The 19,221-nt window shown below is 72.1% G+C and carries 18 protein-coding genes; 11 read left to right on the plus strand and 7 right to left on the minus strand.

Translation table 11 applies throughout. The features are described 5' to 3' along the window. Positions 1-63 precede the first annotated feature (63 nt). Positions 64-588, plus strand: coding sequence for a GAF domain-containing protein (locus J2S43_RS22005; protein ID WP_306832094.1), 525 nt, complete (start codon positions 64-66; stop codon positions 586-588). A 228-nt stretch (positions 589-816) separates the two neighbouring features. Here the strand turns inward: J2S43_RS22005 and J2S43_RS22010 are convergent, their stop codons facing one another. Further along, positions 817-1,386 (minus strand): sigma-70 family RNA polymerase sigma factor, encoded by a 570-nt coding sequence (locus tag J2S43_RS22010; RefSeq protein ID WP_306832096.1) that lies wholly within the window; start codon positions 1,384-1,386, stop codon positions 817-819. 109 nt (positions 1,387-1,495) lie between these two features. Between J2S43_RS22010 and J2S43_RS22015 the strand changes: the two genes are divergently transcribed. Together J2S43_RS22015 and J2S43_RS22020 are read left to right on the plus strand one after the other, a co-directional pair. Next, positions 1,496-2,296 carry a zf-HC2 domain-containing protein gene (locus tag J2S43_RS22015; RefSeq protein ID WP_306832097.1) on the plus strand — a complete coding sequence of 267 codons (801 nt, stop codon included), beginning with the start codon at positions 1,496-1,498 and terminating at the stop codon, positions 2,294-2,296. 51 nt (positions 2,297-2,347) lie between these two features. Next, positions 2,348-3,046, plus strand: coding sequence for a methyltransferase domain-containing protein (locus J2S43_RS22020; protein ID WP_306832099.1), 699 nt, complete (start codon positions 2,348-2,350; stop codon positions 3,044-3,046). On the opposite strand, the gene J2S43_RS22025 is transcribed toward J2S43_RS22020, so the two are convergent. Next, positions 3,003-3,638, minus strand: a complete 636-nt coding sequence (locus tag J2S43_RS22025) for a DUF1707 SHOCT-like domain-containing protein (RefSeq protein WP_370881646.1) — start codon at positions 3,636-3,638, stop codon at positions 3,003-3,005. The genes J2S43_RS22020 and J2S43_RS22025 overlap by 44 nt on opposite strands. Before the next feature lie 9 nt (positions 3,639-3,647). Then, positions 3,648-4,097 carry a DUF5709 domain-containing protein gene (locus tag J2S43_RS22030; protein WP_306832101.1) on the minus strand — a complete coding sequence of 150 codons (450 nt, stop codon included), beginning with the start codon at positions 4,095-4,097 and terminating at the stop codon, positions 3,648-3,650. A 95-nt stretch (positions 4,098-4,192) separates the two neighbouring features. Between J2S43_RS22030 and J2S43_RS22035 the strand changes: the two genes are divergently transcribed. The 4 genes from J2S43_RS22035 to J2S43_RS22050 all read left to right on the plus strand — a co-directional run bounded on the left by J2S43_RS22035 (position 4,193) and on the right by J2S43_RS22050 (position 8,593). Further along, positions 4,193-4,456 (plus strand): UBP-type zinc finger domain-containing protein, encoded by a 264-nt coding sequence (locus J2S43_RS22035; protein ID WP_306832103.1) that lies wholly within the window; start codon positions 4,193-4,195, stop codon positions 4,454-4,456. Between the two features lie 31 nt (positions 4,457-4,487). Continuing rightward, the gene (locus J2S43_RS22040; protein ID WP_306832105.1) at positions 4,488-6,146 is read left to right on the plus strand and encodes an NAD(P)/FAD-dependent oxidoreductase; all 1,659 of its coding nucleotides are present in this window, start codon (positions 4,488-4,490) and stop codon (positions 6,144-6,146) included. After that, a complete protein-coding gene (locus tag J2S43_RS22045) occupies positions 6,143-7,561 on the plus strand; it encodes an ATP-binding protein (protein WP_306832107.1) in 1,419 nt (472 codons plus the stop codon). The genes J2S43_RS22040 and J2S43_RS22045 overlap by 4 nt, the downstream gene beginning before the upstream one ends. Before the next feature lie 861 nt (positions 7,562-8,422). Next, positions 8,423-8,593, plus strand: coding sequence for a hypothetical protein (locus J2S43_RS22050; RefSeq protein WP_306832109.1), 171 nt, complete (start codon positions 8,423-8,425; stop codon positions 8,591-8,593). A 653-nt stretch (positions 8,594-9,246) separates the two neighbouring features. On the opposite strand, the gene J2S43_RS22055 is transcribed toward J2S43_RS22050, so the two are convergent. The 3 genes from J2S43_RS22055 to J2S43_RS22065 all read right to left on the minus strand — a co-directional run bounded on the left by J2S43_RS22055 (position 9,247) and on the right by J2S43_RS22065 (position 12,864). Further along, complete coding sequence (locus J2S43_RS22055) at positions 9,247-10,110, minus strand: LLM class F420-dependent oxidoreductase (protein ID WP_306832111.1); 864 nt, start codon at positions 10,108-10,110, stop codon at positions 9,247-9,249. A 65-nt stretch (positions 10,111-10,175) separates the two neighbouring features. After that, positions 10,176-12,041, minus strand: a complete 1,866-nt coding sequence (locus J2S43_RS22060) for a putative bifunctional diguanylate cyclase/phosphodiesterase (RefSeq protein ID WP_306832112.1) — start codon at positions 12,039-12,041, stop codon at positions 10,176-10,178. A 109-nt stretch (positions 12,042-12,150) separates the two neighbouring features. After that, a complete protein-coding gene (locus J2S43_RS22065) occupies positions 12,151-12,864 on the minus strand; it encodes an SAM-dependent methyltransferase (RefSeq protein WP_306832114.1) in 714 nt (237 codons plus the stop codon). Between the two features lie 110 nt (positions 12,865-12,974). Here J2S43_RS22065 and J2S43_RS22070 point away from each other — a divergent pair, with 110 nt between their 5' ends. From J2S43_RS22070 to J2S43_RS22080, 3 genes are all read left to right on the plus strand, one after another. Beyond that, positions 12,975-13,922 (plus strand): DUF1152 domain-containing protein, encoded by a 948-nt coding sequence (locus J2S43_RS22070; protein WP_306839383.1) that lies wholly within the window; start codon positions 12,975-12,977, stop codon positions 13,920-13,922. A 241-nt stretch (positions 13,923-14,163) separates the two neighbouring features. Further along, positions 14,164-14,958, plus strand: coding sequence for a cytochrome P450 family protein (locus J2S43_RS22075; protein ID WP_306832116.1), 795 nt, complete (start codon positions 14,164-14,166; stop codon positions 14,956-14,958). Between the two features lie 32 nt (positions 14,959-14,990). Continuing rightward, a complete protein-coding gene (locus tag J2S43_RS22080) occupies positions 14,991-16,421 on the plus strand; it encodes a flavin-containing monooxygenase (RefSeq protein ID WP_306832118.1) in 1,431 nt (476 codons plus the stop codon). On the opposite strand, the gene J2S43_RS22085 is transcribed toward J2S43_RS22080, so the two are convergent. Next, positions 16,413-17,003: an acetoacetate decarboxylase family protein gene (locus J2S43_RS22085; protein ID WP_306832121.1), complete on the minus strand. Its 591-nt coding sequence runs from the start codon at positions 17,001-17,003 to the stop codon at positions 16,413-16,415. The two genes, J2S43_RS22080 and J2S43_RS22085, sit on opposite strands and share 9 nt — an antisense overlap. A gap of 307 nt (positions 17,004-17,310) precedes the next feature. Between J2S43_RS22085 and recQ the strand changes: the two genes are divergently transcribed. Beyond that, positions 17,311-19,143, plus strand: coding sequence for a DNA helicase RecQ (gene recQ / locus J2S43_RS22090; protein WP_306839385.1), 1,833 nt, complete (start codon positions 17,311-17,313; stop codon positions 19,141-19,143). Positions 19,144-19,221 lie beyond the last annotated feature (78 nt).

The raw sequence follows: 19,221 nt of genomic DNA on the forward strand, positions 1-19,221 counted from the left end.
CCGCTAGCATCGGCGGTAGCGGGGATCCGCCGAACAATAGACGTCGAGCAATAGGTGGTTCTGGTGGTCGACACCTACGAGTACCTCGACAGCACCCCTGCGGAGCAGGCAAGACTGGCTGCCGTGCGGCGATATCAGCTGGTCGACCGGCCGGCCGAGGCCGCCTACGACCGGATCGCCTACATCGCTGCGACCATCGTGGACACGCCGATCGCGTCGGTGACCATGGTGGAGGAGGACCGGGTCTGGCTGGCCGCCTGCTACGGACTGGCGGTGCGTGAGATCGGCATCGAGCCGGGCCTGTGCGCGTCCGCGATCGGGCAGGACGGCATCTACGTGGTGCGGAACGCGGCAAAGGATCCGCGGACCGTGGAGCATCCGCTGGTCACCGGCGAGCTGAAACTGCGGTTCTACGCGGCGGCGCCGATCCGGACACGCGACGGTTTCCGGCTCGGCACGGTTAACGTGATCGACAGGAAGCCGCGCGACCCCGAGCAGAAACACCTCAGATCGCTGGAATACCTCGCGGAAATCGTCGCGGACGAGCTGGAACTGCGCCTGATGGCGATCCGCGGATCGCTTCGGTAAGTGGCGCGGCGCCGGTCAGCGGCTCAGCAGGTGGCGCGGTGCGACGCCGGTACAGCGCGCGGCGCGACGTCGGTAGCGGCGCGACGTCGGTAGCGGCGCGACGTCGGTAGCGGCGCGACGTCGGTAGCGGCGCGACGTCGGTAGCGGCGCGACGTCGGTAGCGGCGCGACGTCGGTAGCGGCGCGACGCGCGGCTCGGCGGGTGGCGCCATCCGGCGCCGGTGGCGGCTCAGCTGGTGGCGCGGTGCGCGGCGCGGCGGTGGCCGAGCGCGGCGACCAGGTCCTCGCGGGCGCGTGCCACCCGGGACCGGATCGTGCCGATCGGGCAGCCGCACACCTCGGCCGCCTCCTGGTAGCTGAGGCCGAGCACCTGGGTGGCCACGAACGCCTCGCGCCGCTCCGGGTCGAGCCCACGCAGCAGGTGGTCGAGGACCACGCCGTCGGCCACGTCCGAGCCGGGCATCGCCGCGTCCGCGGCCAGCTCCCAGTTCTCCAGCGCGGCGGTGCGCGGGCGGGCGACCACGGACCGGATGTGGTCGGCGGCGACCCGGCGCGCGATCGCCAGCAGCCAGGTGCGCGCGGACGAGCGGGCCGCGAACGACGGCAGCGCGCGCATCGCCCGCAGGTAGGTCTCCTGCGCCAGGTCCTCCGCCTCGCCGGGGCTGACCAGGTGCGCGAGGAACCGGTGCACGCCCTGCTGGGTGGCGCGGACGAAGTCGGACGCGGCGGCCCGGTCGCCCTTGCCGGCGCGCAGCGCCCAGGTGGTGAGCTCCGCCTCGTCCGGCCCGCTGGTATGCATGGCTGGCAGGCTACCCGGTCCGGGCGGGCGGGTCCGCACCGCGACGGGAACTTTTCGCCGGGCGTGCGCGACTATGGGGGTGGACAGGCGGTGTGAGGGACGGTGGGGCATGGGCGGCGGCGGTTGCGAGACGTTCCGGGACGCGATCTCCGCGCGCCTCGACGGCGAGGAGACCGGGCCGGACGGCGCGCTGGACCGGCACCTCGACGGATGCGCGGAGTGCAGGGCGTACGCGGAGGACGCCGCGCTGGTCACCAGGATGGCCGGGCTGCTCGGCGGCGCCGGCAGCACGTTCGCGGGCGTGGACGACTCGGTGCTGGACGCGCTGCCCGCGCCGCGCCGCCGGTTCCGGATGCCCGCCCTGCCGGGCCGCCGCGCGCTGGTCCCGGTGCTGCGCGTGCTGCTCGGGCTGCTCGGCGCCGGCCAGTTCGTGCTGGGCGTGGCGCAGATCTCCGGCATCGCGGCGGTGCAGCACCTGCACACCGGCGTCGGCGGTGCCAGCCCGAATCACCTGCTGAACGAGTCCGCCGCGTGGAACCTGGCGCTCGGCGCCGGCTTCGCCTGGATCGCGCTGCGCCGCGGCCGGCCGAGCGGGATCCTGCCCACGCTGACCGTCTTCGTCTCCGTGCTGGTGCTGCTCTCCGCGAGCGACCTGATCGCCGGCCGGGTCGAGCCGATCCGGCTGCTCAGCCACGGGCTGGTGCTGGCCGGTTATCTCGTGGTGGTCGCGCTGACCCGCCGCGGCCTCGAACCGGGTGAGCCACCGGCCGGCCGCGGCGACGGCAGGCCTCGCTGGCGGCTCTCCCTGGACGCGGAGACGGACATTCCGGCACCTGCGCGCCTCCGCCTCCTGCCCGGCGGCGCCGCAACCGCGACCGCGGGCATCGACCAGGAGCGCCGCGCCGCCTGATCGGCCGGGGCGGGACGGACAGGGCCGGGGCGGGCTGGTTGACTGTCGGCCGTGGATGCGGCACACCTGCTGGCCGACCCGGCGCTGGAGGCGTCGCCGGTGGTCGCGAACAACGCGATGAACCGGCTGCGCGGCCTGCGTGGGCCGAACAGTTACGCCAGGGAGTTGGGCTTCGACCCCGTGGAGCGGTTGCGCACGCTCCCGTCCGTACCCTCGTGGCTGGATCTGTGTTGTGGCAGTGGACGGGCGCTGATCGAGGCCGCGGCCGCGTTCGGGGACCGGGATGTCACGCTGATCGGCGTGGATCTGGTGGAGTTCTTCGATCGGGCGCCGGGCGACCGGCCACTGCTGGTCGCGGAGTCGGTCACTCGGTACGCACCGGGCCGGACGTTCGATCTGATCACCTGCGTGCACGGGTTGCACTACGTCGGTGACCGGCTCGGCGTGCTGGCGCGAGGCGCGTCGTGGCTGGCCGAGGACGGGCTGCTGGTCGCGGACCTGGATCTGGCCGAGGTGGTGACCGGCGACGCGCGGGCGCTGCGGCGGGATCTGCGCGCGGCCGGATTCGAGTACGACGCCCGGCGCCGGCGCGTCGTCAGGCGTGGACCCGGGGCGGCACCGCTGCCCTATCGGTATCTCGGGGCGGACGATCGCGCGGGCGCCGGGTACACCGGTCAGCCCTCGGTCGCGTCCCACTACGAGAGGATCAGGACTCCTTCAGGCGCTTCTTCTCCTGCTTGCGGCGCTTGAGTTCGGCGTCGGCCGCGCGGCGCTTGATCGTGACGCCGCCCCAGAAGGCCAGCCCGCTCACCACCACGGTCGGTGCGCCGGGCGCGCCCGCGCCGTTCGCCCCGTGGTCGAAACCGCCCATCACGGCGAGGCCGGTGACGTGCACGTTCGCGTCCTCGGGGACGATCACGTCGACGCCGCCCATGATCGCGAACGCGTTGATCCGGGTGCTGCCCTCGGCGAAGTACGCGTCGCGCAGGTCGATCGTGCCGCCGCCCCAGAACGCCAGGCAGGAGAACGTGCGGCCGACCGCCCACCGACCCTTGCGGACGAACTGGCTCATCAGCGCCAGCCCGCCGCGCGACCGCGGCACGTCGAACTCCGGCACCGTGTTCGCCGGGGTGGCCACGACCAGCGGCAGGTCCCGGGTCAGCGGCTCCAGCTCACCGTAGGTGCGGGCCGCGTAGACCCGGCCGAGCCGCTCGTCCAGCTCGTGGAGGTCGAGCCGCCCGTCGGAGGCGGCGGCACGCAGCACCTCCGCCACGCGCTCGCGGTCGGTGTCGGACGCGCGCAGCTGCCGGGGGTCCACCGGCTCGGGCAGGAGGTCGCTCACGGTGCCAGCTTAGGGGTTGTCGACAATGTGGACGGCCGCCTCTTCGGCCGAGGCGGCGCCGCCGTCGATGCCGACGTCGCTGCCCCACGACTCGTCCTCGGAGTCCTCGCCGGCGCCCTCGTCCGGCGCGACCAGCCGCCCGGCCCGGCGGTCACCGGACTCGGCGGCATCGTAGAACTCGCCGGACTCGGTGAGCGCGTCCTCGGCCGGATCGCCGCCGGAGACGTCCGGCACCTCCTGGCGCAGCCGGTCGTCCAGCGACTCACCCCGCAGCGCCTCCTCCGCGGTCACGCCGAACGCGGTCGCGCCCCGGTAGGCCTCCGGCGGGCTGTAACCCTCGTCCAGCGCGTCGTCGAGGCCGCGGTCGCTGAGCGTGTCGTCGGCGGAGAGCTGGCCCTCGTCGTTCTCCGGCAGCCACAGCTCCCGGTCGGCCTGCTCCTGGGTGGGTCCGTCAGTCATGTCGATCAGCGTACCGATGCGTGATCCGGGCTATGGCGGCCGGACGCGGCGCCGGGCAGACTTGGCGGAAACTGTGTTCTAACCGGGGAGTCTCGTTGAAGTGTGAACACCTCGCCCTGACCGACGCTCCGCCGCCGCAGAGCGACGAGGGGTGCCAGGACTGCCTCGCGAACGGGCATCGTGACTGGGTGCATCTGCGCGAGTGCATGTCCTGCGGGCGCGTGGGCTGCTGCGACTCGTCGCCGGGCAAGCACGCCACCGCGCACTTCCACGCCACCCAGCATCCGGTGATGAAGTCGATCGAGCCGGGCGAGACCTGGCGGTGGTGTTTCGTGGACCAGGTGGGTGCCCAGAAGTGACCGTACGGAAGAAGATGCTGAGATACAGCGCATGGTGAACTCCGCGATCCTCACGGTGGATGACGACCCGGCGGTGTCCCGTGCGGTGGCCCGGGACATCCGCCGCCGGTTCGGTGATCGCTACCGGGTGGTCCGCGCCGACTCCGGCGAGTCCGCGCTCGAAGCGCTGCGCGAGCTGAAGCTGCGTGGTGAGCAGGTCGCCGTGCTGCTGGCCGACTACCGGATGCCGCACATGAACGGCATCCAGTTCCTGGAGCAGGCGATGGACCTGTTCCCGCGGGCCCGGCGGGTGCTGCTCACGGCGTACGCGGACACCAGCGCCGCGATCGACGCGATCAACATCGTGGACCTCGACCACTACCTGCTGAAGCCGTGGGACCCGCCGGAGGAGAAGCTCTACCCGGTGCTGGACAGCCTGCTGGAGGCGTGGCTGGCGACGCCGGAGGCCGCGTCGACGGAGACGCGCGTGATCGGCCACCGCTGGTCCGAGGCGTCGTTCAAGGTGCGTGACTTCCTGGCGCGCAACCTGGTGCCGTACCGGTGGCATCTGTGCGACGACCCGGAGGGCAAGCGGCTGATGATCGCCGCGGGCGCGACCGAGGAGGACGTGCCGGTGGTGATCACGCCGGAGGGCAAGGCGCTGGTCAAGCCGTCCACGGCCGAGCTGGCCGGCAGCGTGGGCATGTCCACCACGCCGGCGTCGGACTTCTACGACCTGGTCGTGGTGGGTGCCGGGCCGGCCGGGCTGGGCGCGGCGGTCTACGGCGCGTCCGAAGGGCTGCGCACCGTGCTGATCGAGCAGCGGGCGACCGGCGGGCAGGCCGGGCAGTCCAGCAGGATCGAGAACTACCTGGGCTTCCCGGACGGCGTCTCCGGCGCGCAGCTGACCGACCGGGCCCGGCGGCAGGCGTTGAAGTTCGGCGCGGAGCTGCTCAGCACGCGTGAGGTGACCGGGCTGGAGGCGGCCGGGCCGACCCGGGTGCTGCACTTCCACGACGGGTCGAAGATCGCGGCGCACACCGTGGTGCTGGCCACCGGCGTGTCCTACCGGCTGCTGGACGCGCCGGGCCTGACCGAGCTGGCCGGGCGCGGCGTCTTCTACGGCTCGGCCGCGACCGAGGCACCGTCCTGCACCGGCAGCGACGTCTACATCGTGGGCGGGGCGAACTCGGCCGGCCAGGCCGCGCTCTACTTCTCCCGGTACGCGTCGCGCGTTCACATGCTCATCCGGGCGCCGGACCTGACCAGGTCTATGTCCAGTTACCTGATCGAGCAGATCGAGGAGAACGAGAAGATCATCGTCCACCCGTGCACCGAGATCGTCTCGGCGGAGGGTGACGAGCACCTGGAGCGGCTCACGCTGCGCGACATGCCGACCGGCGAGATTCGTACCGTCGACACGTCGTGGATCTTCATTTTCATCGGTGCGGAGCCGCGGACGGACTGGCTGGACGGCGCGGTCTCGCGGGACGAGCGGGGCTACATCGTGACCGGGCCGTCGCTGATCACCGATGGGCAGCGGCCGCACGGCTGGTCGCTGCCGCGTGACCCGTACCACCTGGAGTCGAGCATGCCGGGCGTGTTCGCGGCCGGTGACGTGCGCGCGGACTCGGTGAAGCGGGTGGCGTCCGCGGTCGGCGAGGGCGCGATGGCGGTCTCCGTCATCCACCGATACCTGGAGGCACAGTGAAGCTGACGGTGGAGGAGCTGCGTGGGCTCTTCCTGTTCGAGAAGCTCGACGACGAGAAGCTGGCCTGGCTGGCCGAGCACGGCACCGTGGAGACCGCGGCCGCCGGTGCGACGGTCTACTCGGAGGGCGACGTCGCCACCTGCTTCTACGTGCTCCTGGAGGGCACGGTCACGCTGAGCGCGCTGGTCAACGGCGACCACGTGGAGTTCAGCCGGAGCAGCCAGCGCGGGTCGTACGCGGGCGCCACCCAGGCCTACGTGGGCGAGACGACCGCGCACGCGTACCCGCACAGCATGCACGCGATCACCGATCTGAAGCTGTGGGTGCTGCCCGCGGAGACGTTCGCCGGCATCATGCGCGACTGGTTCCCGATGGCGGTGCACCTGCTGGAGGGCCTGTTCGTGGGTCAGCGCGCGGCCAGCACCGTGGTCGGCGAGCGGCAGCGGCTGCTCGCGCTCGGCGCGCTCTCCGCCGGCCTGACCCACGAGCTGAACAATCCGGCCGCGGCCGCGGTCCGGGCGACCGAGGCGCTGCGCGGCCGGGTCGCCGGCATGCGGGACAAGCTCGCGCGGATCGCGGACGGGCGGATGGACGGGTCACGGCTGCACGAACTGGTGCGGTTCCAGGACGACGCGGTCAAGCGGGCCGCGCACGCGGAGGAGATGTCGCCGCTGGCCACGTCCGACGCGGAGGACGAGCTCGGCGACTGGCTCTCCGACCACGGCGTCGAGGGCGGCTGGGATCTCGCGGGCACGCTGGTCGCGGGCGACATCGACGCGGAGTGGCTGTCCCGGGTGACCGCGGCGGTCGGCGACGACTACGCCGAGCTTGCGGTGCGCTACATCACCTACACCGTCGACACCGAACTACTGATGAAGGAGATCGACGACGCGGTCCGGCGGATCTCCGGGCTGGTCAAGGCGACCAAGCAGTACTCTCAGCTGGACCGCGCGCCGTACCAGACCGTGGACGTGCACGAGCTGCTCTGGGCCACGCTCACCATGATCAAGTCGAAGATCCCGCCGGGCATCACGCTCGTCAAGGACGTCGACAAGACGCTGCCACCGGTCCCGGCCTACGCGGCGGAGCTGAACCAGGTCTGGACGAACCTGCTGGACAACGCGGTCGGCGCGATGGGCGAGTCCGGCACCCTGTCGATCAAGACGGAGCGCGAGGCCGACTGCGTGGTCGTGGAGATCGGCGACACCGGGCACGGCATCCCGCCGGAGAACCTGAGCCGGATCTTCGAGCCGTTCTTCACCACCAAGCCGGTCGGCGAGGGCACCGGGCTGGGGCTGGACATCTCGTACCGGATCGTGGTCAACAAGCACGGCGGCGACATCCGCGTCACGTCGAAGCCGGGCGACACGCGCTTCCGCGTCTATCTGCCGCTCACGCCGCGCCCGGGCGCCTGACCATCTCGCCCGCAAGCGGGAGGAAAGACCATGAGACCTTTCTTCCCGCTTCCGGCGTGGCTGAGTTCCGAGTGCTCCCGCGGGCACCGGTCGTCGCTGGCGCTCCTCCCTACGTTCCGTGGGTGGCAGAAGAGCCCAACCCACGATCAGCGCCCGAACGCGGCATCAAGCACTTCTCGGTCCAGGAACGCGGCACGAAGCACTACACGTTCCGCGGGTAGCAGAAGAAGCCCAACCCACGATCGGCGCCGGAACGCGGCATCAAGCACTTCTCGGTCGCGGAACGCGGCATCAAGCACTTCTCGGTCGCGGAACGCGGCATCAAGCACTTCTCGGTCGCGGAACGCGGCGCCAAGCACTCCACGGCGCCGGAACGCGGCGCCAAGCACTCCACGGCGCCGGAACGCGGAGGGTCGGGCGCTTCGCGCCCGAAATTCTCCATTCACTGGCGTTCCGCATCGCAGCCTCGACCGTCTCACGGCAGCCGGGCGCTTCGCGCCGGAAATTTTTGGCATTCGTTGAGGCTTGGCGTCAGGGACGCCAGCATTCTGCACGAACTGTCCCTCTATATCTGAAATTTCGCCGCGAATCGCCCGGCTGGCTGTCGCCCTGCCCGATCCCAAAGCCGCAGCAGCGGCCCCGGTCGCACGGCCCTCCGGCACCGCAAGATCTGCGATCTATCCGGCCAGCGGCTCGGATCTTGACTAGTGATACGTTGTGCACCGTATGAGGCCTCGATAAGGTGCTCCACGTATCACTAGTCAAGATCCGGGTCAATGCCCGGGTGACTTTACTGCGATATTTCGGGCGTTAGGACTTCGAGAAGCGGGGTGTTCCACATATTGACAGCGATCTTCCATTATGCGGAAGATCATCCGGGGATCGGGAACGATACTCTGCGATGGAATCGACGTCGCGCCGGAAATGGGCTGGAAGGCGACGCGCGGGATGAGCTTCATGCAGGCTTTGGTCAGCGGCGCGAGCCGACGCCGCATCGCCGCAGCCCAGCGCCGTCGGCGCGCAACGCGCTGAACAACCCTCATGGTGCCAGCTGTAGGAACGCTTTCGATCTTTCTTCGGCACCCACGCCCCAAAGTGAGCCCGGGTCACGCGCAGCAGAGCGCGGGCACCCCGCAGTAGAACGCGGACAGCGCCGCAGCAGAACGCGATTCCCGCGCAGCAGAACGCGGGCACCTCGGGGCAGAACGCGATTCGCGCGCAGCAGGACGCGCGAGGACGCGCGAGGACGCGCGAGGACGCGCGAGGACGCGGGCACCGGCGCAGCGGAATGCAATTGCGTGCAGCGGCGTGCCTTTACTGACCTTCCGGCGTCAGGGTCTCCGGGCGGCGGCCTTTCTGGTGATACGGGCGTCATTCACGTCGTTCTGACGACGTGAATGACGCCTGGTTCATGGATCGTTGGCGCTTTCACCCTGACCTCGAAGGATCAGTAATCTTTCTTCGTGCGCACAGCGCTGACCGCCGGCGCCTGGCTGCTCCGTATGCCGAGGCCGGCGAGACCCAACCCCGCTGGAACCCACGTCTTCTACCGGGAGCCCGAGGCCCGCCGGAAGCGAGAAGGCGACCACCCGACACAAAGGCGACCGGTGGACCGAGATACCGCAGTGCGAAGCGCTCGTATGCCTACGGTCACCGGGACCCCGACGGCGAGGGTCGGTGGCGTTTCAGCGGAGGGCGGCGGCGAGGCGGCGCCACTCGGGGCGTGGGAGCGTGTCCGGGGTGGCCGTGATGATCTGGGCGCAGACGTGGTCGGCGCCGGCGTCCAGGTGCTCGCGCACGCGCGCGGCCACGGCCTCGTCCGTACCCCAGGCGAAGAGCGCGTCGATCAGGCGGTCGCTGCCGCCGTCCGCCAGGTCCTCGTCGGTGAACCCGAGCCGGCGGAAGTTGTTCGTGTAGTTCTCCAGCGCCAGGTAGAGCCGCAGCGCGCCTCGGGCCAGCGCGCGCGCCTTCGCCGGATCGGCCTCCAGCACCACGCCCTGCTCCGGTGCGATCAGCGTGTCCTTGCCGAGCAGCTCGCGCGCCTGCGCGGTGTGCTCCGGCGTGGTCAGGTAGGGATGGGTGCCGAGCGTGCGATCCGCGGCGATGCCCAGCATGCGCGGGCCGAGCGCGGCGAGCGCGCGGCGCTCCCGGGGGATCGACGGCACGTGGGTGTCCAGCGCGTCCAGGAACGCGATCGTGCGGGCGACCGGCCGGTCGTAGTTGCCGCCCCGCGAGTTGACCAGCAGGCCGTGGCTGTTGCCGATGCCGACCAGCAGCCGCTCCTCGGGGTGCCGGGCCGTCACCCGCGCGTAGGCGGCGGCGAGGTCGTCCGGGGCACTCTCCCAGATCGAGACGATGCCGGTCGCGACGGTCAGGCTCGTCGTGGCGTCCAGGAGCGCCTCCGCCGTCACGAGGTCGCCGGAGGCGCCGCCGAGCCAGAGCGTGCCGAGGCCGATCTCCTCCAGCTCGATCGCGGCCTCCGCGGCGTCCGCGGACCGCCAGAGCGTCTCGCGGCTCCAGATTCCGAACGATCCCAGTCGTACCGTCATCGCGCCTCCTGTTCCTCAATGGCCGGTAGGCCACCAGATCATCGTGTTACCCGGATGTCGGCGCGTCATCCGAGCAGACGTGTGATGTCCGACGCCGGCGCCGGGCGGGCGAACCGGAAGCCCTGGCCGAGATCGCAGGCGAGCCTGCGCAGCGCGGTGGCCTGCGCGTCCGTCTCGACGCCGACCGCGGTGACCGTGATGCCGAGGTCGTGACAGAGCCGGATCACGCCGGCGAGCAGCGTCGAGTCGTGCGGGGCCGTGCCGGCCGGTGTCGTGCCGGGCGGTGCCGGGTCGCGCTGCTCCGGGTCACGCGGCCACGAGTCGCGCGTCACCCGGTCGCGCGGTGTCGATATCAGTGTCTGGCCTGGTGGCGTCCGGTGCTCGACGCGGCCCGCCTCCCCCGCCGGGCCGGGCACCAGGTCGCTCAGGAACCGCGGTGCCAGCTTGACCGCGCTGATCGGCAGCTCCGCCAGATCGGCCAGGCCCGCGGAACCGGCGCCGAAGTCGTCGACGGCCAGCCGCACGCCCAGGTCGGCGAGGCCGCGCAGGGTGTCCCGGTGGCCACTCAGCGCGGCGCTGCCGCTCGGCGCGGCGCTCCCGGTCAGCTCCAGCTGCAACCGGGACGGGAGCAGCCCGGTGCGGTCCAGCGCGGCCGCGACCGTGGCGACCAGGGCCGGGTCGGCCAGCTGCACCGGAGACAGGTTGACGCTGACGAACACGCCGGACGGGTGCCACTCCGCGCCCCGCGCGCACGCTGCCTCCAGCAGGTGCGCGCCGAGCGGGCGGATCAGGCCGGTCCGCTCGGCCAGGTGCACGAACTCCGCGGGCTGGAGCAGCCCGGTGGCCGGCAGCCGCCAGCGGGCCAGCGCCTCCACGCCGACCGTCCGGTGGTCGAGCAGGTCGACCAGTGGCTGGTAGTGCAGCACGAACTGGCCGTCGTCGAGCGCGCCCGGCATGGCCGCGGCCAGCTCGTGCCGGCGGATGTCCAGGCGGCTGCGGTCCGGATCGAAGACCGCGATCGGGCCGGCGTCGTCGTGCCGTGCCCAGCCGAGCGCGATCGCGGCCGAGCGCAGCAGCGACTCGGGGGTGGCGCCCGCGGCCGTGGTCTCCGCGATCCCGGCCCGGCCGGTGATCGGCATCGAGTGGCCGTCCACCACGAACGGATCGGGGAACGCGCGCAGCAGCAGGTCGGCCGCCTTGATCAGGTCGTTCGGCCCGGCCGTCCCGGTGATCACGGCGGCGAACCGGTCGCTGCCGAGGTGGTGCAGGTAGTACCGGTGGCGGTGGGCGACCGCGCGCAGCTTCTGTGCGATCAAGCGCAGCAGGTCGTCGCCGCGCTCGTGGCCCATCGTGTCGGTGACCGCGGTGAACCGGTCCACGTCGAGCAGGCAGAGGCCGACGCGTTCGCCCGGCAGCGCGTTGCCGAGCACCGCGCCGAGGCCGTCGAGCAGCTTCGACCGGTTCGGCAGGCCGGTGAGCGGGTCGTAGAGCAACGTGTTCGTCAGCCGCCGCTGGATGCCCGCCTCCTCCCGGCGCCGGGTCGCCTCCAGCGCGCGGCGCAGGGTCTCGGTCGCCTCCGCGTCGCGCTCGCGGACCGTCTCGGTGAACCCGGTGGCGAGCCGGCCGAGCAGCACACCGACCCGGGACGGTGTGCCGGTGCGAGCCAGCAGGCCGGGCGTGAGCACCGCGATCGTCTCGCCGAGCACGGCCGGGCCGGCGAGCCGCGCGTCGGCCAGCTCCTCCCCCACCCGATAACCAGCGTCCGCGTCGAACGGCTCGTCGTCCAGCGCGTCCGCGAGCCGGACCGTGAACGACTCCAGCAGGTCGAGCGTGCGGCGGCGCGGCCCGGGCACGAAGGTGGCAGCCGCTATCGCACGCGTCCACGCGTGCGCGAGACGGACGAGATCCGCCGTCTCATCGGGCTGCCACATGAGTCGACCTTTCCGCGCGCGAACCTCGTGAGGGTTGAGGCCCCGCGTCAGCGATTATGGCCGTTCGCGCTTTCGGAAATCCACCTCGGAATTCCACCGGATTCGCTTTTCACCGTTTTCGGGCGACGGCCGCGAGCGGATTCGGCAGCGCCGGCTCGGTCGCGAACGGATCGGGATGCCAATCGGTCGCCGGGACCACTCCGGGATCGACGAGGTCGAACCCGTCCAGTATCGCGGTGAGTTCCGCATCGGACCGGCCGGAGACGACCAGATGGCTGCCGGAGACGCAGGCCCGGCCGAGCCGCGCCACGATTTCCGTCTCGCCCGGCACCGGGCCCGGCAGATCCACCAGGAGCACCGCGACCGGCTCGCCGAAGTCCAGCAGGTCCAGCACCTCGGGGTGGTAGAGCACGTCCTCCGGCCGCCGCAGGTCACCCTCGATCACCTGGGCGCGCGGCTCGTCTCCCAGCAGCGCACGGCTCTGCACCACGACGAGCGGATCGTTGTCCACATAGATCACCCGCGCGGCCGGGTCCGCGTCCAGCGCCACCTCGTGCGTGTTGCCGAGCGTGGGCAGGCCGGCGCCGATGTCGAGGAACTGCCGCACTCCCTGCCCGGCCAGCCGGCGCACGGCCCGGCCGAGGAATGCGCGGTGGGAGTGCACAATTCGACGGGCATTCGGCGTGACCTCCGTTATCCGCCGCCAGGCCGCTCGGTCGGCCGCGAAGTGGTGATAGCCGCCCAGCGCGTGATCGTACATTCGGGCCGCGTTCGGCGTGGAGACGTCGACGCCGTCCGGGATCCGATCCGGAAGCTCGTTCACGCCGACTCACTTTTCCGGGCGCTGTCCCGCGGGTCAAGACGCGGCAAAGACACGAATGGGCCGTAACCCGCGGGCTTTCCATTCGTTGCTATTGTTCTGGCGTGTCGTTGATGGTGCCGCCGCTGTTCGCGGCGCTGGCGGAGTCCCGGTCCGTGATCGTGGCGGGGGCCGGCGGGGGATTCGACGTCTACGCGGGCCTGCCGCTGGCCGCGGCGCTGCGCGCGGAGGGCAAGCGCGTGCACCTGGCCAACCTGGCGTTCACCCAGCTGGAGCTGATCGCGCTGGACGCGTGGGCGGCGGAGAACCTGGCGCTGGTCACGCCGTCGACCGAGGGCCCGGACGACTACTTCCCGGAGCGCACGCTGGCCCGCTTCCTGGCCACGCGCGACTGGCCGGCCGAGGTCTACGCGTTCCCGCGGGTCGGCGTGGCGCCGCTGCGGGCCGCCTACCGTGAGCTGATCGACCGGACCGGCGCGGACGCGCTGGTGCTGGTGGACGGCGGCACCGACATCCTGCTGCGCGGCGACGAGGCCGGGCTCGGCACGCCTACCGAGGACATGACCAGTCTCGGCGCCGCGGCCGGCCTGGACCTGCCGGTCAAGCTGGTGACGTCGCTCGGCTTCGGCATCGACGCGTTCCACGGCGTGGTGCACACCCAGGTGCTGGAGAACCTCGCGGCGCTGGACCGGTCCGGCGACTACCTCGGCGCGTTGTCCGTCCCGTCCGGCGGGCCGGAGGCCGCGCTCTACCGGGACGCGGTCGCGGACGCGGTGGCCGCCACCCCACTGCGCCCGAGCATCGTGCAGACCCAGATCGCGGCCGCGCTCCGCGGTGACTGCGGCGACGTGCACGGCAGTACCCGTACGCGCGGGAGCACGCTGTTCGTGAACCCGCTGATGGCGATCTACTTCACGGTCGGCCTGGACGCGCTGGCCGCCCGGAATCTCTACCTGGACCGGCTGACGGACACGGTGGGCATGCGCCAGGTCGTATCCCGCATCGAGGCGTTCCGGGACACGTTCGGCCCGTTCCGCACGCCGCGCGCGTTCCCGCACTGAATTCCTTCACGTGCGGGAGCGGTCTTTCCGGCCCCTGAAACGCTATGAACTCCGGCCGCCCGCATCGTCCCCACGCTGTGGACACCGGGCCGTGGCTCGCACGGGTGACGGGTTCTCGGTGAGCACCGCGAAACGTGCAGGAAGGAGCGCCAGCGACGACCGGTGCCCGCGGGAGCGTTCGGAGAGCGCCCACGCCGGAAGCGGGTATATCCGAAGGCCCTCGGGTTTTCAGGGTTGGGCGGTGGCGATCGATTTCGCGGATCCGGAGCTGATCCAGGATCCCTACCCGGCGCTGGCGGAGTTGCGGGAGCGCGGGCCGGTGCTGTGGCATGACGCCGATCGGATGTGGCTGGCCGCGAGTCACGCGACCGTGCGGATCGTGCTGCGGGATCGGCGGTTCGGGCGGATCTGGCGGGATCGGGAGCCCGCCGAGCGATTCGCGCCGTTCGACCTGCTTCATCGGAATCAGATGATGGAGCACGAACCGCCGGTGCACACCCGGCTGCGGTCGCTGGTGGCGTCCGCGTTCGCGCGCGGGCACGTGACCCGGCTCGGCCCGGCGATCGAGGCGCGCGCGGCCGAGCTGCTCGCGACGGCCGGCGACGAGTTCGACCTGCTGGCGGACTTCGCGGAGCCCCTCGCGGTGGACGTGATCGCGGAGCTGCTCGGTGTGCCGCGTGCCGATCGGCACGTGCTCCGGCCGTGGTCGGCCGCGGTCGTGCGGATGTACGAACCGGCACGTTCACCGGAGACGGAGGAGCACGCGCTGCGGGCGTCGGGCGAGTTCGCCGACTACATGCGCGCGCTCGCGGCCGACCGGCGCCGCGAACCCCGGGAAGACCTGATGACCCACCTCGTGGCGGTACGGGACGGCGGCGACCGGTTGGGCGACGACGAGCTGGTGGCGTCCGCGATCCTGCTGCTCAACGCGGGGCACGAGGCCTCGGTGAACGCGCTCGGCGGCGGCTGGGTGGCGCTGCCACGGCACCCGGGGCAGCTCGCCCGGCTGCGTGCCGCCGATCATTTACGCGCTTGAATATGCAGGTTCACGGATGTTAGGTTCCGTGGATGGTCAGGGTCGCCGTCATCGGGGCCGGGCTGGGCGGGATCGCGGTCGCCGCACTGCTGCGCCGGGCCGGGTTCACCGACGTCGTGGTGCTGGAGCGGGCACCGCGGATCGGCGGCGTCTGGCGGGACAACCGCTACCCCGGGTGCGCCTGTGACGTGCCGGCGCCGCTCTACTCGTACTCGTTCTTCCCGAACCCGCACTGGTCCCGGCGCTTCCCGCCGCACCACGAGATCCTCGCGTACGTGCGGCGCTGCGCGGACGAGCTCGGCGTCACCCCGCACGTCCGGCTGAACACCGAGGTCGTCGCGGCCCGCTGGGAGTCCGGCGCCTGGCACCTGTCGACCGCGGACGGCACGGAGATCGTGGCGGACGTGCTGGTCCCCGCGGTCGGCCAGCTGTCCCGGCCGGTGATCCCGGTGCTGCCCGGCGCGGCCACGTTCGCCGGGCGCGCGCTGCACACCACGGGCTGGGACGACACGATCGAGGTCACCGGCCGCCGGGTCGCCGTGATCGGCACCGGCGCCAGCGCGATCCAGCTGGTGCCCGCGATCGCCGGCGACGCCGCGCACGTCACGGTCTTCCAGCGCACCGCGCCGTGGACACTGCCCAAACCCGATCGGCGGTACGGGCGGGTGCGGCGCCTCCTCTACCGCCGGGTGCCCGGCGCGATGTGGCCGGCCCGGGCCGCCACGCTGCTGCTGGCCTGGTTCGCGACGCGCGCGATCACCGGGGACCGCGTCGCGCGCGCCCTCGTCACCGGGATCTCCGCCGCGCAGCGCCGCTGGCAGGTCCGGGACCCCGCGCTGCGCGCCAGGGTCACGCCGGACATCCCCCTCGGCTGCAAGCGCACGCTCTTCACCACGGCCTGGCTCCCCGCGCTCGGCCGACCCGACGTCGACCTGGTCACCGAGAAGATCGTGGGGGTCGAGCCGGCCGGTGTCCGCACCGCCGACGGCGTGCTGCACGAGGCCGACCTGCTGGTCTACGGCACCGGCTTCGCCGCGACCGAGTTCGTGGCGCCGATGCGGATCACCGGGCGCGGCGGCGTGACGCTGCGCGAGACGTGGCGGGACGGCGCCCGCGCCTACCTCGGCATGGCGGTGCCGGACTTCCCGAACATGTTCCTGGTGTACGGCCCGAACACGAACACCGGAACGACGTCGGTGGTGGTGTTCCAGGAGGCGCAGGCACGCTACGTCGTCCAGGCCGTGCGCGCGCTGGCCGCGGGCGCCGGGCCGCTGTGCGTCTCGCCCGCGGTCGCCGCCACGCACGACGCGGAGCTGCAGCGCCGCCTGGCCGGGAGCGTCTGGACCGGGTGCGAGAGCTGGTACCTCGGGCCGGGCGGGCGGGTGGTGACGAACTGGCCCGGCACCGGCGGGGAGTACGTCCGGCGGACGGCCCGCTTCGACCCGGCAGATTACTCAGCGTGATCCGAAGCGCACGTCGAAGTCGTCGAGCGTGATGGAGAACAGCGGGCGGCGGCCGGCGAGGTAGCCGATCTTGGGGGCGTCCGCCCAGGTGATCCGGCCGAGGCGGAGCGCGGCGCTTCCGCGTACCCCGGTGGTCCTGGGGTGGCCGTGCAGCATCTGGAGAACGCGCAATCCGACCGGCCAGCGGCCGGGGAGCCGCGGCCCCGCCCTGAGCAGTGCCCGGGCGATGCCGGTCGCGGACAGCTCCGGAGGATCGATCGTCAGCCCGGCCAGGTCCTTCGGGATGCCCCACAGCTCGCGGCCGCCGTCCCGGGAGGCCTCGCTGTCGACCCAGATCTCGGTGATGGTGGCGCGCGGCCGGCCCCGCTCGCGGACCAGGCGCGCGGCGAGCAGCTCACGGTAGGTCAACACGCCGCCGGGCTCGTAACTCACCCAGGCGGTGCCGACCGGGACGCGGCCGGCGATCGTCAGCGGCGGCGCGGTCAGGCCCTGCGGATGCGGCGGCAGCTCGGCCGCGGGGACGAGCCAGAGCGACACGTGCATGCGGCCCCGGAGGTGCCATGGTTCCGGCGGATAGGGCATAGATCCACCGTGGCATCCCGCTTTCGGCGCCACAAGAGGAGCACGGTGCCGCTTGCGGAGCACGGTGCCACAAGAGGAGCACGGTGCCGCTTGCGGAGCAACGTGACCGATCGGGCGGTTTCCGGGTCCGCGGGGGCGGAACCTGTCGGTGGAGGTGGGTAGAGTCGCCGCCGTGGACGAGGAGTGGCGCGACTGGCCGGCGGACGACGAGCCCCCGGCGGACGACTGGGCCGAGCACGAGGACCTGGGCAGCTGGGAGGAGGCGACCCCGGCCGGCGGTGCGCCCGCGCCGGTCGACGCGCCCGACCTGACCGGGGCCGGCCCGGCTGAGGTGCTGCGCCGCATCTTCGGTTACGACTCGTTCCGCGGCAGCCAGCAGGACATCATCGAGACCGTGGTCGGCGGCGGCGACGCGCTGGTGCTGATGCCGACCGGCGGCGGCAAGTCGCTGTGTTACCAGATTCCCGCGCTGGTCCGGCCCGGCACCGGCGTGATCGTCTCGCCGCTGATCGCGCTGATGCAGAACCAGGTGGACGCGTTGCGCGCGCTCGGGGTGCGCGCCGACTTCCTCAACTCCACGCTCACGCTCGATCAGCGGCGCCTGGTCGAGCAGGAGTTCGTCGCCGGCCGGCTCGACATGCTCTACCTCGCGCCCGAGGCGCTCGGCACGGCCGGCGTGCAGCAACTGCTCGACCGCGGCAAGATCTCGCTGTTCGCGATCGACGAGGCACACTGCGTGTCGCAGTGGGGTCACGACTTCCGCCCCGACTACCTGCAGCTGTCGATGCTGCACGAGCGCTGGCCGGACGTGCCGCGCATCGCGCTCACCGCGACCGCGACCACGGCCACGCACTCCGAGATCGCCACCCGGCTGAAGCTGACCGAGGCCAGGCACTTCGTCGCCAGCTTCGACCGGCCCAACATCCAGTACCGGATCGTGCCGAAGGACGGGCCGCAGAAGCAGCTGCTGGAGCTGCTGCGCACCGAGCACAGGGGCGACGCCGGCATCGTCTACTGCCTGTCCCGCGCCTCGGTGGAGAAGACGGCCGAGTTCCTGAGCCGCGAGGGCATCCCGGCATTGCCCTACCACGCGGGCCTCGACGCGGGTGTCCGGGCGCGCAACCAGTCCCGGTTCCTGCGCGAGGAAGGGCTGGTCATGGTGGCCACGATCGCGTTCGGCATGGGCATCGACAAGCCGGACGTGCGGTTCGTCGCCCACCTCGACCTGCCGAAGTCCGTCGAGGGTTACTACCAGGAGACCGGCCGCGCCGGGCGTGACGGGCAGCCGTCCACGGCCTGGCTGGCCTATGGGCTGAACGACGTGGTCCAGCAGCGCCGCATGATCGACAGCTCCGAGGGCGACCTCGCGCACAAGCGGTCGATGACCGCGCACCTGGACGCGATGCTCGCGCTCTGCGAGACCGTCGAGTGCCGCCGCGTGCAGTTGCTCAACTACTTCGGCGAGGAGTCGACGCCGTGCGGCAACTGCGACACCTGCCTCACGCCGCCGGAGTCGTGGGACGGCACGGTCCCGGCGCAGAAGCTGCTCTCCACCATCCTGCGCCTGCACCGCGAGCGCGGCCGGAAGTACGGCGCCGGCCGGTCGATCGACGTCCTGCTCGGCCGGGAGACGGACGAGACGCGGCGCGGCCGGCACCACGAGCTGTCCACCTGGGGCATCGGCGCCGACCTGTCCGAGGCGCAGTGGCGCAGCGTGGTGCGGCAGCTGCTGGCGCAAGGGCTGCTCGCGGTCGAGGGCGACTACAGCGTGCTGGTGCTGACGGACGGCAGCCGCGAGGTGCTGGGCCGGCAGCGGACGGTCATGCTGCGCACCGAGCCGAAGCGCAAGTCGTCGAAGGCATCCAGGTCGTCCGGCTCGTCCGGCTCGTCGGTCAAAGCGCCGCCGGCCGATCTGTCGCCGGGTGACGCCGCGCTGTTCGAGAAGCTGCGGGCGTGGCGCGGGACCGAGGCCAAGGCGCAGGGCATGCCGGCCTACATCGTGTTCAACGACGCGACGCTGCGGCAGATCGCGGCCGTCAAGCCGGGGTCGATGGAGGAGCTGTCCGGGGTCAGCGGCGTGGGCGAGGCCAAGCTGGCCCGTTACGGCGAGGCGATCCTGGAGGTGTTGGCGGAGGGCTGATCCGCCCCGCGGCCGGCGGCCCCGCGCTCTCGAAGGCCGGCCGGCCCACCGCGCTGGTGCGGAGGGCCGGCCGGGGAC

It is taken from the genome of Catenuloplanes nepalensis, from assembly GCF_030811575.1.
Classification (GTDB): Bacteria; Actinomycetota; Actinomycetes; order Mycobacteriales; family Micromonosporaceae; genus Catenuloplanes; species Catenuloplanes nepalensis.